Below are 17,337 nucleotides of genomic sequence, written 5' to 3' on the forward strand. Positions count from 1 at the left end.
AAAGGAGATTTGGCTATGCCTGTCATCACTACCCACCCGCCCAAACGCTTTACCCGCCCAGATCGCCGTATCTACCGGCTGCAACAAGTCATGGACGCGACCGGCTTCGGTCGCGCCTGGATTTACGAATTGATGAGCAAGGGCGAATTCCCGAAGGCCCGAAAAATCGGCGCCCGTGCTGTCGGCTGGGACTCGCTGGAGGTCGAGCAGTGGGTGACTGATCGTCTGGAGGGGCGCGCATGAAAAAGGCGACCCGTCCCGTAGAACAAAGCCGCCCGCGCAAGGCCGAGTCTATCAGTTCCGTACTGCACACGTTCGCACTCGATTGCACCTTCGGCCTGCTGATCGCGCTTACTGTGTTCGGCTGTGTCTGGCTGGCGGAGGTGCTGGCATGACTACCTACGCCAAACACCGGATTGAGGATCACGAAGCCTTCATTCTGGACGAACTGCTGCCTCACATCATCGGCTATGCCCGCGCCAGTAGTACTCCGAGCGAGGTGGTTGCCATGGCCTGTTGCCTGAGTCTGGCGACGATACTGCAAGCCAAGGGCCTGAGTCGTGAATCGCTGCGCCAGTGCATCAACGGCGCACGCCTGCCGATCCACGACGCGCCGGAGGAACTGCAATGAAGCCCTTTCACTTCGAGATTCAGCGCATCGCCGATGCCGCCTTGCCGCAGGCCGACACGCTGCTCGCCGACTGGCTGCCGGATGGCACCCGCAAGGGTGTGGAGTACTGGCCGACCAATCCGGTACGCGGCGACCGTCGACCGGGCAGCTTCAGCATCAACACGAGCACCGGCACCTGGCACGACTTCGCCAGCGGCGATAAAGGCGGCGACCTTGTATCGCTGATGGCCTACCTTCGCGGCTGCCGGCAAATGGATGCCGCCCGCATAATTGCCCAGCAGCTCGGACTTCCGTGCGGCGGCGAGCGTTCTAAGCCCGACCTGCTCGCCGAGGAAGTCGAGCGCCAGCGCATCGCCCGCCAGCGTGAACAGCGCCAGCGCAAAGCCGATGCAGAGCGCCAGGCCGGGTGGGATCGTGCAGCCGCCCGAGCACGTTGTGATTTCGCCCTTGCTGACGCGCCTGATCCCGACCACCCGTACCTGAGCCGCAAGCGCATCAAGCCGCACCACCTGCGCCAGCTCGGCGACATGCTGCTCGCCCCGATTTGCTGGCGCGGGGAAGTGGTGAACCTGCAGCGCATCGCCGCCGATGGCTCCAAGCGTTTCTTGCCTGGCGGCAGGATCACCGGCTGCTATTGCCCGTTCGGACGTATCGAGGCCGGCGTCGAGCTGCTGATCGTCGAGGGCATCGCCACCGCTGCCAGCCTGCATGAGCAGACCGGCAAGCCAGTAGCCGTAGCACTGAGCGCCGGCAATCTGCTGGCGGTCGGCGAGGAGCTGAAGCACCGCTATCCCGATGCGGTGCTGGTCATCGCTGGCGACGATGACCGCGCCAAGGAAGCCGAGGGCAAACCCAATGCGGGCAAGCTGGCGGCGATCCATGCGGCTGGCCGGCTCGGTTGCGGGTACGTCCTGCCGGCCTGGCCGGAGGATGCGCCGCAGAGTTTGAGCGACTTCAATGATCTGGCCGCGTGGCTGGAGGGCGGGGTATGAGTGCGCCGCTGATGACAGATGTTCAGATCCCGAGTGGGCTGGCGCCTCAACCGCTGCTGCCGGATACCACACCACCGACACCCTACCCGGTTGATGCACTGCCTCATGTAATGCGTGAAGCGGTCGAGGCGATTGTCGAGCACGAGCTGGTTCCCGCCGCCATTGCAGGGCAGTGTGTTATCGGGGCTACCACCCACCTCGCGCAGACCCGTGTCAACGCCTGGCACCCAAAGGGTAAGCCCGGAGGATCGCCCTGCTCACTGTTTTCATTGTCTTTGTTCGGCAGCGGAGAAGGTAAATCGAGCGCGAGAAAACTGGCCTTCAAAACAATCGACGAGGCGGAAAAGGAGGCCCGTACCCGCTACCGCCAGGTCAGCGCAGATATCGAGGCTATGGCCGCCGGCCTGAAGGGTAAGGCACGTACGGAGTTCCTCGCCGCAAATCCGCTGCCGCCTGATCCGCAAACCCAGTTCAGTGATGCGACCTTTGAGCCGTTAGCCGGCGAGTTTATCCGGGGTAAGCCGGCGGCGAGCTGGGACACGGATGAAGGCGGGCAAATGCTTGGTGGTTCATCGCTGAAGGCGGACACCGTGGCCGCGACCCTGGGCGGGCTGACCAAGGGTTTCGATGATGGACGCTTCGAGCGCACCCGTTCCAAGGGCAACCTGGAAGGCTCGGGCGTGGCCTACAACCGCCGCCTGAGCATTCACCTGCTGGCACAGCCGGTAACGGTCGCCGAGGCGCTAAGTAACCCTCTGATGGCAGGCCAAGGCTTTCTTGCGCGGTTTCTACTGGCTGCGCCGGATAGTTTGGCCGGGCAACGTTTCACCACTGTCGAGGCACTGAAGCGTAGCTCCTACGCTGATTCACGCCTGCAACGCTATTGGGGGCGCTGCCAAGAGATCGCCGCCAGCCCCGAGCATATCGACCTGGAAACAGGTGAAGTCAGGCCGCCGGTGCTGCAGCTCGATGCTAAGGCGGTTGAGGTTTGGGTGGACTTTCGCAACGAGATCGAAAGCCACCTCGGGCTGCTCGGGAAGTTTGCGGGAATCAAGCCGTTTGCCAACCGCGGAGCCGAGCAGGCGCTGCGCCTGGCTACCGTGCTGGGATGCTTCGAGGGTATCGAGCAAATCGACGACGACTGTATGCGCCGGGCCTGCATGCTGGTGCGCTACTCGCTGTCGGAGTGGCTGCGCTATACCGATGCTGGCGCGGTTAATCCTGATCTGCAAAAAGCTGCCGACCTGATGAACTGGCTGCGCGATCCAAAACGCATAGAGAAATGGCAAGAGTTCCACGTCAATGATCTGGGCAAGTCGGGGCCGGCCGCGATGCGTTCGGCCAAGGTTCGCGACAGGGTGCTCGCCATTCTGATTCGGTATAACCACCTGCTGACCAGCGACGGCAAGCAATTCAGACTCAACCTTCTTGCGGAACCTGCGGATTCTGCGGAAAGCCAGCAATCACGCGGACTTGCGGTTGCGGAGGCTTTGCGGAAAGTTGCGGCCCCAAAGCGAGTCATCCCCGCCGAGAGCCTGGCATCCGCAGCGTCTCCGCAAACTTCCGCAGAACTTCAGCAAGCTGAAACTCAGCAATCACGCGGCTTTCCGCAGAATCCGCAGCATCCGCATCCGCTCGCAGATGCCGAAGAGCATTGGCAGGTGGCGCTATGAGCGCCGCCGAATTGATCCGCCGCGCGACCGACGCCGGTGTCGAGATGCAGGTTGGACGTGATGGGCGGCTGCTGTTGCGGGCAAAGCGGGAGCCGTCTGCCGATCTGCTTGCTGACCTGACTGCGAACAAGGCCGAGTTGGTCGAGCGATTGACCGAACTGGGCGCCACCAACGATCCGCATAAAACCATCTGGCTTCATTTGCTGGTGCTGGACGATGGCAGTGTGATTCAGCGTTGCGGCGAACAGGCCACCGTACTTGTCGATAAGGAGGCCCGACTTCGGTTCGGTGACCATCTGCAAGACGTGGTGGCTGTTTCAGGCTACGAGCGACCGCTGACCGAGGAAGAGATCGCCAAGGCGCTGGCCGGCACTCTCGCTTCGCCGGCAGCTCTGCCGCCGCCGTCGGGCGCCTGGCTGGCCCGTGTCGCCCGCTTGCTCGGCGCCAGGCCGGCCGAGCTGCTGGCTGGCCGGCATCTGGAACAGCACGATCTTGTCGAGCTGGCTGGCAGCGATGCGGCCCAAGTGGCTAAGACGCTCCTGAACAGCCCGGCATGGATCAACCGTCCGCGTCCGGTCGAGCAACTGGCTGAGCACATCGTCGAGGAAAAGCCCGAGGAGCAACGCTTCACCCACACCGCTGCTACGGCAACACCCGCATGGCGTGAAGCAAGGGATTACTACATCAACCACCTGATGGTTTGCCGTGCCTGTTATGCGCAGGCCAAGCGCTACTGCCCCATCGGCAGCGACCTGCGCCAGAACTACAACGACGTTTCCGCACAGAATATGGTCGAATAACCGAAAATCCAAAAGTGACTTTGCGTGAGGGTGAAACACCCTCCAAAACCATGGAACACACTGACAGCAGCTGCCCGGCTTTGGCTCTGGGCCAGCGGATTGATGCGGATTGATCAGGCAGTTCGAGTTTTGATGTTCAGACGTTAGCGGGTAGATTACCGGTTTTGCCCCGCGCAACATTGCCAGGATGCTGACAGTTAATGTTTGAACAAGCCTTCAAGAATATCGACGACGCCCTCTGGAAAGAGAGTGGCTGTACCACCGAGCTCGATTACACCGAGCAAACCTCCTGGCTGCTTTTCCTCAAGTACCTCGATGGGCTTGAGCAGGACAAGGCCAACGAGGCCGCGCTTGAGGGTAGGTACTACTACTACATTCTGGATCCCGCCTACCGCTGGAGTGCCTGGGCCGCGCCCAAGGACGCGAATGGCCAACTCGACCACAACAGCGCACTGACGGGCGACGATCTGATCGATTTTGTGGATCGCAAGCTCTTCCCCTATCTGCATGGCTTTAAGCAGCGCGCAGCGGGGCCGGACACCATCGAATACAAGATCGGCGAAATCTTCGGTGAGATCAAAAACAAGATCCGCAGCGGCTATACGCTGCGCGACATCATCGATCACGTCGATGAGCTGCGCTTTGGCTCACAGGTTGAGAAGCATGAGCTTTCGGCGCTCTACGAAGAAAAAATCAAGCGCATGGGCAACGCCGGGCGCAACGGCGGTGAGTACTACACCCCGCGCCCGCTGATCCGCGCCATGATCCAGGTGACTGCGCCGAAGATTGGTGAGCGTATCTACGATGGCGCCTGTGGCTCGGCAGGCTTCCTGTGCGAAGCGCACGACTTCCTCCGTGCCACCCCCAATCTGAGCACGAAAGACCTCGAAACCCTGCAGACGCGTACCTTCTACGGCAAGGAAAAGAAAAGCCTCGCCTATGTGATCGCGATCATGAACATGATCCTGCACGGCATCGAAGCGCCCAATATCCAGCACACCAACACCCTGACCGAAAACCTCGCTGACGTGCAGGAGAAAGACCGTTTCGATGTGATCCTCGCCAACCCTCCCTTCGGCGGAAAAGAGCGGCCCGAGGTGCAGCAGAACTTCCCGATTCGCACGGGAGAGACCGCCTTCCTGTTCCTGCAGCACTTCATCAAGATGCTCAAGGCAGGTGGCCGTGCGGCCATCGTCATCAAGAACACCTTCCTCAGCAATGGTGACGCGGCCAGCTTGAGAAAGCTTCTACTGGAAAGCTGCAATCTTCACACTGTCCTCGATTGCCCTGGCGGCACCTTTCAGGGCGCAGGCGTAAAAACCGTTGTGCTGTTCTTTGAGAAAGGCTCGCCTACCCGCAAGGTCTGGTACTACAAGCTCGACCCCGGCCGCAATATGGGTAAGACCAACCCACTCAACGATGCAGATTTGCTGGAATTTATCGAGCTGCAGAAAACCTTTGCCGACTCGGACAAGAGTTGGAGCGTGGACGCAGCCAGCATCGACGCCGCGAGCTACGACCTTTCGGTCAAGAACCCAAATGGTGGTGAGGAAATCACCCACCGCAGCCCGCAAGACATCTTGGACGAAATCGCCGCGCTCGATGCCGAGAGCGTCGAGGTGTTGGCGAATATCAGGGCGATGCTATGAAGGCAGTCCCGGTGAAATCCCTGGATGAGTTAATTGACTGCGGCTTGATTGAGCTTGGGCGTGGCAACATCATTTCCAAGAAAGATATAGCTGCATGCCCAGGCACCTACCCAGTCTACTCGTCAGCAAAAGAAAATGACGGCAAGTTCGGTGAGTACGGAAAATTCATGTTCAATGAAGAGCTCATCACATGGTCGGTTGACGGTGGAGGAAGACTGTTCCACCGTCCTCATCACAAGTTCTCGGTAACGAATGTTGGCGGGACAATGCGGATTTTGGACACGTCAGTTCTTAGCTACCGCTATCTGTATTACGCTCTCACGATTCGCCATGCAGAAATTGCTTTTGATTGGGTCTTGAAAGCGCATCCAAGTACCATTCGAAAGCTATATAAAGACATACCGCTACCACCCCTCCCCGAACAACAACGCATCGTCGCCATTCTCGACGAAGCCTTTGCCGGCATCGCCAATGCCCGCGCCGCTGCCGAGCAAAACCGCCAGAACGCCCGAGCCCTGTTCGAAAGCCACCTCCAGTCAGTCTTCAGCCAGCGAGGTGAGGGGTGGGTGGAGATGCCATTTGGTGAGCTGGCAACATTCCGGAATGGAATTAACTTCACCAAATCAAGCCGTGGTCAATCGATCAGAATTCTGGGAGTGAAGAATTTCCAGAACAACTTTTGGGCTCCATTGAACGAGCTTGAGACAGTTATTCCTGACGGCATGCTTTCAGACTCCGACACGCTCGAAGAGAATGACTTGCTATTTGTAAGATCAAATGGAAACCCTGAGCTGATTGGCCGCTGCCTGCTGATCGGAGCTGTTTCCGAAAGGATTACTTACTCTGGTTTCACCATCCGTGCACGTTTGCACACGCAAGACGTCGTCCCGCAGTACCTTTGTCACTTCCTGAAATCTAACAAGGCTCGCAGGGAAATGATTGATGGCGGGAACGGTGCAAATATCAAAAATTTGAATCAGGGTACGCTTTCTCGCTTGGTGATCCCATTTCCAGATACAAGCAATCAGGTTGCGCTGGTTGAACAGCTTGAGGCAGTACAACAAGAAGCCCAACGTCTCGAAGCCCTCTACCAGCGCAAGCTCGAAGCACTGGACGAGCTAAAGCAATCCCTGCTGCATCAGGCTTTCAGCGGACAACTATTAGGAAATTAAGCATGGATGCTGCTGAAACCAATAACGTTGATGATTTGCTTGCTGACCTAGAGATCGACTGGTACTACTCGACCAAGGAACAGTTGAGTCCTTTCGATGTTTTCATTGGTTTGCTAGATCATGGTCTGTTCGCGGAGAAAATCCCTCCATGCTTTACAAGCCAAGGACTGGCCGACTTCGTTGCTGAAAAAATGGGGGAGATGCTGAATGAGGCTGACGACTCAAAGCTAAAAGCTTCCCTCGATAAATGCGCCCATGACTATATGCGTTACGACGCCTTGCGTGACAGTAATGTCCCAAGGCACATGGGCGTGCCGCATCCCGAGGCTTATGCCGTTCAGACGCTTGCGATTACAAAACACTGGGAAACCATCGCTACCCATTGCAATCAGCCTCAGCCGGCGATCAGTCGCATTCATGTTCGGCACATCGGTGATGGCCGCATTTTCGAGATGAACTACAAGGGTAACGAGCGCTATCGCTTTGAAGAGGATGAGCAGAGGTGGATGTCGGGTGCGCAGTTTGTGGTCGAGGCTGACATTGCCACTTGCTTCCCAAGCATCTATACGCACTCTATTCCATGGGCGCTGCATGGCAAAACAGAGGCTAAGAAGAGCAGCAGCCTTACAGGGTTGGCTGGCAACCTGTTGGACAAATGCACGCAGAACACCCGTGATCGCCAGACGAATGGGCTGCTGATCGGTCCGCATGCCTCGAACATCATCTCTGAAATCATCCTGACGCAGATCGATACGGACCTTCAGGCGAAAGGCCACAGCAAGGTCAAGCGGCACGTGGATGACTACCGCTTTTATGCTGCTAGTTTCGAAGAGGCTGAGCGCTTCATAAAAGACCTAGGCATGGCTCTCCGCGCCTACGAAATATCCTTAAACGAAAAGAAAACCAAGATCCTGCCCCTGCCCTGTCCGAGTGAGGCGAATTGGGTACTTGTGTTGAATCGGCACCCTTTGCCGAGGGATCAGGAACTCAAGTTCACTGATATCCGCTCGTTCCTTGACCGTGCTCTGACCTGTGCCCAGTCCATCGGTAAATCGACCCCGCTGAACTATGCAATCAAGGTGTTGGCCAAGTCGCATGTGCATAGCCAGTCAAGCGACATAGTCGATCCACAACCCCGTAAGCTCAGCTTGCGAGCTAAACGGATGTATGCGCAAGAGGCCATTAACCTAGCTCTGGCCTATCCGTATCTTGTTCCAATCCTGGACGAGTATGTCTTTACTCCATACTGGCATGCCGATCTGAAGAACATGATCGGTGTTTTTGCGACGTCTCTGATCCAGCTTGGATTGCGGAAGCTTTACCCGGACGCGCTAGCCCACGCCATTTTCCTCGCTCTCAAATATGACTTTGCCTTGGGGCTGGAAGACAAGGAGCTCATCGAGGTCGTGGCGCTGGATGATTGTGTAGCCAATGTGCTCCTACTCGAATACGCCAAGCGACATGACCGGCAAAAAGTGAAGAAGGCGGTCATTGCGAGAGCAAACGAGCTTAAAAGTGCCGATCAGCGAGAAAAGGACAAGCAGTGGCTGCTGATCTATCAGGTATGGTCAATAAAGGACCTGAAAGGGAATGGCCAAGGCTTCCTAGCGGATCTGAAAGGCATCAATTTTCAGTTTTTCTTGCAGCCGCAACCGCCTGAAGAAAAGGTAGTTGTCGATATGGAAGGCGAGATTGTGCCTGCAGCAATGGCAGCCAATCCGGTCGAAGCGAAGGATTAAGCATGAACGAAGCCGAAACGAGAGCCGAATATATTGACCCCGCGCTGGCTGCTGCAGGCTGGGGTGTGGTTGAAGGTAGCCGAATTCGCCGCGAGTACCCGATCACCTTGGGACGCATCGAGGGCAATGGCAAGCGCGGCAAGGCACTCACCGCTGACTATGTGTTGGAATACCGCAACACCAAACTGGCGGTGGTAGAGGCTAAGGCCTGGCAGAAGCCGTTGACTGAGGGTGTTGGGCAGGCAAAGGATTACGCGGGCAAGCTCTCAATTCGCTTTACCTACGCCAGCAATGGTCAGGGTATCTACAGCATCGATATGCACACGGGTAAGGAAGGTGAGCTGGCTGCCTTCCCTTCGCCTGAAGAGTTATGGCACGCCACCTTCGCGGCCGAGAATGCCTGGCGTGACCGTTTTGCCGCTGTGCCCTTTGAAGATAAGGGTGGCTACTGGCAAGGCCGCTACTACCAGGACATCGCTATCGAGCGGGTGTTGGCTGCGCTGGCTGAAGGGCAAGAGCGCATCCTGCTGACACTGGCAACCGGTACGGGCAAGACCTTCATTGCTTTCCAGCTGGCATGGAAGCTGTTCCAGAGTCGCTGGAATTTGACTGACTGGAAGTCTGAGACAGACCCGTCACGCCGACCGCGCATTCTGTTCCTTGCCGACCGCAATATTCTTGCTGACCAGGCTTACAACGCCTTTTCAGCCTTTCCCGAAGATGCGCTCGTTCGCATCGCTCCGGACGAGATCAAGAAAAAAGGCAAGGTGCCGAAGAACGGCAGCATTTTCTTCACGATCTTCCAGACCTTTATGAGTGGTCAGGGCGATACGCCGTACTTTGGCGAGTACCCGCCGGATTTCTTCGATTTCATCATCATCGACGAATGCCACCGGGGCGGTGCTAACGACGAAAGCAACTGGCGCGGCATCCTCGAATACTTCTCGCCCGCCGTGCAGTTGGGCCTGACCGCTACGCCTAAGCGCAAGGACAACGCCGATACCTATGCCTACTTCGGTGAGCCGGTGTTCATCTATTCGCTCAAGGATGGCATCAACGATGGCTTCCTGACGCCCTTCCGCCTGAAGCAGATCGCTACCACGCTGGATGACTATGTATTCACCTCGGACGACACCGTGGTGGAGGGTGAGATCGAGGCCGGAAAGCGCTACGAAGAGAAGGATTTCAACAAGATCATCGAGATCAAGGAGCGCGAGAAGAAGCGCGTCGAGATCTTCATGAACGAGATCGACCAGAAAGAAAAAACCATCGTCTTTTGTGCTACGCAGACCCATGCGCTGGCCGTACGCGACTTGATCAACCAGATCAAGAAGAGCACTGATCCCAACTACTGCCAGCGGGTGACTGCACATGACGGTGCGCTGGGCGAGCAATGGCTACGCGACTTTCAGGACAACGAAAAGAACATCCCGACCATTCTGACCACCTCTCAGAAACTCTCGACCGGCGTGGATGCGCGTAACGTACGCAACATCGTGCTGATGAGGCCGGTGAATTCGATGATTGAGTTCAAGCAGATCATCGGGCGTGGCACCCGGCTTTACGACGGCAAGGACTACTTCACGATCTACGACTTCGTTAAGGCTCATCACCACTTCAGTGACCCGGAGTGGGATGGCGAGCCGGTAGAGCCTGAAGCCTGTAAGAAATGCGGCAATACACCTTGCACCTGCGAGAAGACACCGCCTCAGCCCTGTGCGACCTGCGGTAATCAGCCCTGCACATGCCCGAAGGAACCCTGCCAGAAATGCGGTAACCGACCCTGTACCTGTAAGAAAAAGGCGAAGGTGAAGCTCGCAGATGGCAAGGAGCGCCAGATTCAATTCATGACTGCGACCAGTTTCTGGCATCCGGATGGCACCCCCATGTCCGCCGCGCAGTTCATGGAAGCGCTATTCGGTAAGCTGCCTGAGTTCTTCAAGGACGAGGATGAGTTACGAGCCCTCTGGAGCGCTCCGGACACCCGGCGCAAGTTGCTGGACGGGCTCGCGGAAAAAGGGTTTGGGAAAGATCAGCTTGCCGAAATGCAGCGGATTATCGACGCTGAGAACAGCGACATCTTCGATGTGCTGGCCTTTGTTGCCTATGCCGACACCCCGCTCACCCGTGAGCAGCGAGCTGAGCGGGCGAAGGTTGTGATCAGCAAAGAGTTTGGCGACAAGCAACAGGCATTTTTGACTTTTGTACTCGCGCACTACGTCAGCGCCGGAGTGGATGAGCTCGACGAAGTTAAGCTGGGGCCACTACTGAAGCTCAAGTACAACAACGCGATTGCGGATGCGTTTGCTGACCTTGGGACTCCCGATAGCATCCGGAAAGCGTTTGTAGGCTTTCAGCAGTACCTGTACCAGGGTTGAACCTGCTTCTTTGTCTTTAGCCATTGCACTCAGCAGCTACGCAGCAGAGTGGTACGCAGGCTGGTACGCACGGAAGAGCTTGGTTAGCGGCTTGGTTAGCACCAAAACCTCGGGTTAACAGAAGCCGGTTACCAGGCTGGTTAACATGGAAAATGCATTTTCTTCGATTTGAGGTCGTTGCGTGGTTGCGGGCAAGGTTACGGGCTGAACGTCAGTATCCAGGATTGGTATCCAGCTCGGTATCCATTGAAACGCGTGCTTTCTTAAGACGGGTTTAGAACGGTCGTATGGAGTCTATGCGACAAATACGCGCGCACGCGCGAGGGCCGGTAGCCCCTCAAGGGCAGATCACTTTCCCGCCAACGAGCTGGCAGGCATAGCCAAAATTAGCAGGGATGTGAGTCGCGGCGGCACCTCTGTTGTAGCCAAGACCATTGCTATTCCAGCAACCGCTTGGATCGCAGTTCGTTATCACAGCACTTGTGGCGCTACCAACGCTAGGCTGTGTGAGCACAGGAGAACATTTAGTCCCTCTTCGGAGCCGACTCCCAATACCGAGGCAAGGCCATGACCGTAATCCACCGCGACCACCTGCCCTCCCTCCTATGATCAGCCTCTAGGCTGTGCACAGGGCCAACGAGCATTAGCCCATCGCCGATTGCATGCATTGCGAAACCGAAGCGCCGAGCAGGCCCCATAAAAAACCTGTTTACCCCTTTGTTTACCCCTGTGACGGGCTCGCAAAAAACTATCGCCAATAAAAAAATCCAACCACCGTTAAGTGATTGGATTTTCTAGGGTTTTTTGGTCGGGACGGAGTGATTCGAACACTCGACCCCTTGCACCCCATGCAAGTGCGCTACCAGGCTGCGCTACGCCCCGACGATGCTTGCCGCATCGCGGAAAGCGGGTGAACTATACACTAACCCACTGATAAGTGAATAGTTTTTTGCTCAAAAGTTACTTACGCAGCACCAACAAAAGCTCTTCAAGCTCGACAATCATTTGGCGAATCAATTGTCGATACTGTGTCGTATCTTCTTTAGCTTCATCACCAGACAAACGCTGTCTTGCGCCACCGATGGTGAATCCTTGCTCGTACAAAAGAGCACGAATTTGTCGAATCATCAGCACGTCTTGGCGCTGATAATAACGGCGATTACCACGACGCTTAACGGGGTTTAGCTGCGGAAACTCTTGTTCCCAGTAACGCAGGACATGTGGCTTGACGGCACACAGATCACTCACCTCACCGATGGTGAAGTAACGCTTACCAGGAATCGCAGGCAGTTCGTCGTTATGGCTTGGTTCCAGCATATGCTTCGACTCGTGCCTTAAGTTTTTGGCCGGGGCGGAAAGTCACAACACGACGCGCTGTGATTGGGATTTCCTCCCCTGTTTTTGGGTTGCGCCCAGGGCGCTGACGCTTGTCGCGCAGGTCAAAATTACCGAAACCAGACAGTTTGACTTGTTCGTTAACTTCTAACGCATGACGAATCTCTTCGAAGAACATTTCGACCAGCTCTTTCGCTTCGCGTTTGTTCAGGCCTAACTCTTCGAAGAGACGCTCTGCCATTTCGGCTTTCGTCAGAGCCCCCATAGGCTACTTCCTTAACGTGGCTTGATACCTTTCTGCTAGGGAGGCAAGGATTTTTTGAGTTATATCACTTACCTCATCATCATTAAGAGTGCGCGATGGATGCTGCCAGGTCAAGCCGACGGCAAGGCTTTTTCCTTCTGGATCAATACCCTTGCCGTGATAGACATCAAATAACCTGAGGTCTGTCAGATGTTCACCGGCTTGCTCACGAATCGTTTTTAGCACTGCCCCAGCACAAACGGCCTGATTGACCACCAATGCCAAGTCACGACGCACTTCGGGGAAGCGCGATAACTCGGCAAACGCAGGCAACTGCCCTGCTGCCATCGCTTGCAAACGCAACTCAAAAACATACACCGGCACGTCAATATCCAGCGACTTAGCCAGTTGCGGATGCAACTTGCCGATATAGCCAATCTCTTCGCCATGCCGTTCGATGCGCGCACATTGCCCCGGATGCAGCGATGAATGCTCAGCTGGCACAAACTCAAACGTTGCACCCGCCCCCGCCTGTGCCAGCAACGCCTCGACATCGGCTTTAACATCGAAGAAGTCAACCGACTCACGCCCGTGAGCCCAGGATTCAGGCAAACGCGGGCCACAAAGTACGCCAGCGAGCATTGATTCTTGCTGCAGCTCTGGTAACTGCCCAACAAAGCGCAAACCACTTTCAAACAGACGAATGCGGTTTTGTTGACGGTTTAAGTTGTGTTGCAAGGCTTTCACCAAGCCCGGCCATAGCGAAGCGCGCATGGCCGACATATCTGCCGAGATCGGATTAGCCAGTGTCAGAGGCTTTTGCTCGGGATGGAAAGCTGCAAACCATTTGGGATCAATAAAGCTATAAGTGATTGCCTCTTGATAACCCCGCGCCACCAGCAAGCGACGCAAAACCGGCAACTCGGCGCGCGCTTCTGCTTTGGCTTGTGGCGCCAAGCGTGCTTGCGGGTAATTGACCGGCAAACGGTTGTAGCCATACAAACGCGCAAGCTCTTCGATCAGATCGATTTCTAACGTCAAATCAAAGCGATGCGATGGCACCTCAACCTGCCAGCCCTCAGCAACAGCTTCAACAGTCAGCCCCAAGCCTAACAGGTAGGCCTCGATCTGGCTGGCCTCTAGCTGCATCCCCAGCATCTGACTGATACGCTGCGGGCGAAGTAAAATTTTTGCCGCCACGGGCAATTGCGCAGGCTCTACTGCCTCGATAACGGGGCCAGCTTCACCTCCGACGATAGCCAACAAGAGCTCCGTCGCGCGCTCAATCGCATCACGCTGCAAGCGCCAATCGACACCACGCTCAAAGCGATGCGATGAGTCCGTATGCAAACCATAAGAGCGTGCTTTACCGGCAACTGCAATCGGATCAAAGAACGCACTTTCCAAGAACAGATCACAGCTGCTTTCAGACACACCGCTGCCTTCGCCGCCCATGATGCCCGCCATAGCGAGAGCTCGCTCATGGTCAGCAATAACCAGTGTGTCGCTACGCAGAGCAATCTCTTGGCCATCCAGCAAGGTCAGCTTTTCACCCTCTTCAGCCATACGCACACGAATACCGCCGCGCACTTGCTGCAAATCAAAGGCATGCATTGGCTGACCGAGTTCGAGCATGATGTAGTTAGTGATATCCACTGCCGCATCAATCGAACGAATATCAGAGCGACGCAGGCGCTCAACCATCCATAACGGCGTGGGACGAGTTAAGTCCACACCACGGATAACGCGACCAACGTAACGCGGGCACGCTGCAGGCGCTAACAGCTCAACCGAGCGAACCTCATCATGACTAGGCGCTATGGCCGTGATAGTCACAGGCGTCACCGCAGCGCCGTAATTAGCGCCCACTTCACGCGCCAATCCGGTCAATGACAAGCAGTCGCCGCGATTGGGGGTTAGATCAACCTCGATAATAGCGTCATCAAGATTTAAGTATTCACGCAAGCACGCGCCCACCGAGGCATCTTGTGGCAGCTCCATCAGACCGTCACTGGCCTCACTGATCTGCAGCTCAGCCTCGGCACACAACATGCCGAAGGACTCGACACCACGCAGCTTGGCCTTCTTGATCTTGAAGTCACCTGGCAACTCAGCGCCGACCATAGCGAACGGCACCTTGATACCAACGCGAGCGTTGGGCGCGCCGCAGACCACTTGAAACTCTTCTGGGCCGTTACTTACTCGGCAAACGCGCAATTTATCTGCGTCTGGATGCTGCTCGGCGGCAACGATTTCACCCACCACAACGCCACTAAATTGCCCTGCAGCCGCAGCCACACTGTCAACCTCAAGGCCGGTCATGGATAAGCGTGCGACTAACTCGTCTCGACTCGCCGCCGGATCGACCAAGCTGCGCAGCCACTTTTCACTGAATTTCATTCTGTTCTCCTCAATTCACACAAGTGGGTACACGGCTAGCGGAACTGGCCGAGAAACCGTAGATCGTTGTCGAAGAACAGACGCAAATCATTGACGCCATAACGCAACATCGCCAAACGCTCGACCCCCATACCAAAGGCGAAGCCTTGGAACTGCTCAGGATCGATCTTGGACGCACGGAACACATTAGGGTGAACCATGCCGCAACCCATTACTTCCAGCCAGCCCGTTTGTTTACACACGCGACAGCCTTTGCCGTTACACATGACGCACTGGATATCCACTTCCGCCGAAGGCTCAGTGAAGGGGAAGAATGACGGACGGAAACGTACCGCGAGCTCTTTTTCAAAGAACACGCGCAAGAACTCTTCGATGGTGCCCTTGAGATCAGCAAAGCTGACTTCGCGATCAATCAACAGGCCTTCCACTTGGTGGAACATGGGGGTATGGGTTAAATCAGAATCACAACGGTAGACGCGGCCGGGGCAAACAATACGAATCGGCGGCTCTTGCGACTCCATGGTGCGCACCTGCACCGGCGAAGTATGCGTGCGCAACAACATATTGGCGTTAAAATAAAAGGTATCGTGCATCGCCCGCGCAGGGTGATGACCTGGGATATTCAGCGCTTCGAAGTTGTGATAATCATCCTCAACTTCAGGCCCTTCAGCTACTTGGTAGCCGATATGGGCAAAAAACTGTTCGATACGCTCAAGCGTACGCGTCACCGGATGCAGGCCACCGCTGACCTGACCACGGCCCGGCAAGGTTACATCGACCTTTTCCGCCGCTAATTGCGATGCTAATGCCGCATTGTCGAGCATGGCGCGGCGCTCATTCATCGCCACTTGCACCTTATCGCGCGCCTCGTTGATTAAGGCACCCGCTTTAGGACGCTCTTCAGCACTCAAGCCACCCAAACTTTTCATCAACTGGGTGATTTCACCCTTTTTGCCTAGGTACTGCACTCGCAGTTGCTCTAGGACAGCGACCTCAGCGCTTTCTTGCACGGCTGCCAAGGCTTGGCTGACCAGCGCATCTAGGTTTTCCATGTACTTGCTCCAGATACGAAATAGGGGAAGGACCAAGGCCCTTCCCCTATTAATGACGATTGCCCCAGACGAATCCGGTGACTGTCGTAGGGCTTAGGCCAAAGTAGCCTTTGCTTTTTCGACAATCGCAGCAAAAGCCGCTTTTTCGTTCACTGCCAGATCGGCCAATACCTTACGGTCGATCTCAATGGACGCTTTCTTCAGGCCAGCGATCAGGCGGCTGTAAGACAGACCGTTCTGACGAGCACCAGCGTTGATACGAGCGATCCACAGGGCGCGGAACTGACGCTTCCGCTGACGGCGGTCGCGGTAGGCGTACTGGCCTGCCTTGATTACCGCCTGCTTGGCAACACGGAATACACGCGAACGCGCGCCGTAGTAGCCTTTTGCAAGCTTAAGAATTTTCTTGTGACGGGCACGAGCGATAACGCCACGCTTTACACGAGCCATGAGTAATTTCCTCTAAAATCTTGACCGAATTAACGAACGCGCAGCATGCGCTCTACTTTTGCAACGTCTGACGGGTGCACTTGCGAGCAACCGCGCAGCTGACGCTTACGCTTAGTAGTCATTTTGGTCAGGATGTGGCTCTTGAAGGCATGCTTGTGCTTGAAGCCGTTCGCAGTCTTCTTAAAGCGCTTCGCAGCGCCGCTTTTGGTTTTCATCTTTGCCATGTTCGTAACTCCGCATTGGGTAAAACAATGTAACAGCAAGGCCTGGCAGTGCCCTGTGTGTTACTTCTTCTTCTTGGGGGCGATGACCATCATCAATTGGCGTCCTTCCATTTTAGGATGCTGTTCGACGGTGCCAATCTCAATCAGGTCTTGTTCAACCCGCTTGAGCAGCTCCATACCCAGCTCCTGGTGGGCCATCTCACGACCGCGGAATCGAAGCGATACCTTGGCCTTGTCCCCTTCATTTAGGAAACGTGTCAGGTTGCGTAGCTTTACCTGGTAGTCCCCTTCTTCCGTCCCTGGACGAAACTTAATTTCTTTAATCTGCTGCTGATGCTGATTTTTCTTAGCAATAGCCGCTTGTTTTTTCTTTTCAAACAAATGCTTGCCGTAATCCATGATTCGGCAAACGGGAGGCAGGGCATCGGCAGAAATTTCGACCAAATCCAGCTTGGCTTCTTCAGCAGCGGCTAGGGCTTCACGAATTGAAACCACACCAACCTGACTGCCATCAGCTCCGATTAGGCGTACTTCTCGGGCGGTGATGTTTTCGTTGATTGGTGCGCGTTGCGGAGCTCGTCTGTCTTGTCTCATATGG

General features: G+C 55.9%; 17 protein-coding genes and 1 tRNA gene. 10 read left to right on the forward strand and 8 right to left on the reverse strand.

Annotated elements, in window-relative coordinates; translation table 11 throughout:
- Nucleotides 1–15: 15 nt before the first annotated feature.
- From MKI83_RS00125 to hsdR, 10 genes are all read left to right on the forward strand, one after another.
- Nucleotides 16–243: a helix-turn-helix transcriptional regulator gene (locus tag MKI83_RS00125; protein WP_241582596.1), complete on the forward strand. Its 228-nt coding sequence runs from the start codon at nt 16–18 to the stop codon at nt 241–243.
- Complete coding sequence (locus MKI83_RS00130) at nt 240–395, forward strand: hypothetical protein (protein WP_241582598.1); 156 nt, start codon at nt 240–242, stop codon at nt 393–395. The genes MKI83_RS00125 and MKI83_RS00130 overlap by 4 nt, the downstream gene beginning before the upstream one ends.
- Nucleotides 392–631 (forward strand): hypothetical protein, encoded by a 240-nt coding sequence (locus MKI83_RS00135; protein WP_241582599.1) that lies wholly within the window; start codon nt 392–394, stop codon nt 629–631. The genes MKI83_RS00130 and MKI83_RS00135 overlap by 4 nt, the downstream gene beginning before the upstream one ends.
- Complete coding sequence (locus MKI83_RS00140; RefSeq protein WP_241582600.1) at nt 628–1,623, forward strand: toprim domain-containing protein; 996 nt, start codon at nt 628–630, stop codon at nt 1,621–1,623. The genes MKI83_RS00135 and MKI83_RS00140 overlap by 4 nt, the downstream gene beginning before the upstream one ends.
- Entirely contained in the window at nt 1,620–3,296 is a 1,677-nt protein-coding gene (locus MKI83_RS00145) for a DUF3987 domain-containing protein (protein ID WP_241582601.1), read from the forward strand. The genes MKI83_RS00140 and MKI83_RS00145 overlap by 4 nt, the downstream gene beginning before the upstream one ends.
- The gene (locus tag MKI83_RS00150; protein WP_241582602.1) at nt 3,293–4,096 is read left to right on the forward strand and encodes a hypothetical protein; all 804 of its coding nucleotides are present in this window, start codon (nt 3,293–3,295) and stop codon (nt 4,094–4,096) included. The genes MKI83_RS00145 and MKI83_RS00150 overlap by 4 nt, the downstream gene beginning before the upstream one ends.
- A 200-nt stretch (nt 4,097–4,296) precedes the next feature.
- Complete coding sequence (locus MKI83_RS00155; protein WP_241582603.1) at nt 4,297–5,745, forward strand: class I SAM-dependent DNA methyltransferase; 1,449 nt, start codon at nt 4,297–4,299, stop codon at nt 5,743–5,745.
- The gene (locus MKI83_RS00160; RefSeq protein WP_241582604.1) at nt 5,742–6,917 is read left to right on the forward strand and encodes a restriction endonuclease subunit S; all 1,176 of its coding nucleotides are present in this window, start codon (nt 5,742–5,744) and stop codon (nt 6,915–6,917) included. The genes MKI83_RS00155 and MKI83_RS00160 overlap by 4 nt, the downstream gene beginning before the upstream one ends.
- 2 nt (nt 6,918–6,919) lie before the next feature.
- The gene (gene drt4 / locus MKI83_RS00165; protein WP_241582605.1) at nt 6,920–8,656 is read left to right on the forward strand and encodes an antiviral reverse transcriptase Drt4; all 1,737 of its coding nucleotides are present in this window, start codon (nt 6,920–6,922) and stop codon (nt 8,654–8,656) included.
- Nucleotides 8,657–8,658: 2 nt separating this feature from the next.
- Complete coding sequence (gene hsdR, locus MKI83_RS00170) at nt 8,659–11,034, forward strand: EcoAI/FtnUII family type I restriction enzme subunit R (RefSeq protein ID WP_241582606.1); 2,376 nt, start codon at nt 8,659–8,661, stop codon at nt 11,032–11,034.
- Between the two features lie 805 nt (nt 11,035–11,839).
- Here the strand turns inward: hsdR and MKI83_RS00175 are convergent.
- The 8 genes from MKI83_RS00175 to infC form a co-directional block, all read right to left on the reverse strand.
- A tRNA-Pro gene (locus tag MKI83_RS00175) sits at nt 11,840–11,916 on the reverse strand.
- A gap of 78 nt (nt 11,917–11,994) precedes the next feature.
- Nucleotides 11,995–12,351, reverse strand: a complete 357-nt coding sequence (locus MKI83_RS00180) for a MerR family transcriptional regulator (protein ID WP_241582607.1) — start codon at nt 12,349–12,351, stop codon at nt 11,995–11,997.
- Complete coding sequence (gene ihfA, locus MKI83_RS00185) at nt 12,332–12,634, reverse strand: integration host factor subunit alpha (protein ID WP_241582608.1); 303 nt, start codon at nt 12,632–12,634, stop codon at nt 12,332–12,334. Before ihfA ends, MKI83_RS00180 begins: the two co-directional genes overlap by 20 nt.
- A 3-nt stretch (nt 12,635–12,637) precedes the next feature.
- Nucleotides 12,638–15,013 (reverse strand): phenylalanine--tRNA ligase subunit beta, encoded by a 2,376-nt coding sequence (gene pheT, locus MKI83_RS00190; protein ID WP_241582609.1) that lies wholly within the window; start codon nt 15,011–15,013, stop codon nt 12,638–12,640.
- A 35-nt stretch (nt 15,014–15,048) separates the two neighbouring features.
- Nucleotides 15,049–16,065: a phenylalanine--tRNA ligase subunit alpha gene (pheS, locus tag MKI83_RS00195; RefSeq protein WP_241582610.1), complete on the reverse strand. Its 1,017-nt coding sequence runs from the start codon at nt 16,063–16,065 to the stop codon at nt 15,049–15,051.
- A gap of 93 nt (nt 16,066–16,158) precedes the next feature.
- The gene (rplT, locus tag MKI83_RS00200) at nt 16,159–16,515 is read right to left on the reverse strand and encodes a 50S ribosomal protein L20 (protein WP_241582611.1); all 357 of its coding nucleotides are present in this window, start codon (nt 16,513–16,515) and stop codon (nt 16,159–16,161) included.
- A 29-nt stretch (nt 16,516–16,544) separates the two neighbouring features.
- Nucleotides 16,545–16,739 (reverse strand): 50S ribosomal protein L35, encoded by a 195-nt coding sequence (gene rpmI, locus MKI83_RS00205; RefSeq protein ID WP_241582612.1) that lies wholly within the window; start codon nt 16,737–16,739, stop codon nt 16,545–16,547.
- 60 nt (nt 16,740–16,799) lie between these two features.
- A complete protein-coding gene (gene infC / locus MKI83_RS00210; RefSeq protein WP_241582613.1) occupies nt 16,800–17,333 on the reverse strand; it encodes a translation initiation factor IF-3 in 534 nt (177 codons plus the stop codon).
- Nucleotides 17,334–17,337 lie beyond the last annotated feature (4 nt).

This window comes from Atopomonas sediminilitoris (genome assembly GCF_022601735.1).
GTDB classification, from domain to species: domain Bacteria; phylum Pseudomonadota; class Gammaproteobacteria; order Pseudomonadales; family Pseudomonadaceae; genus Atopomonas; species Atopomonas sediminilitoris.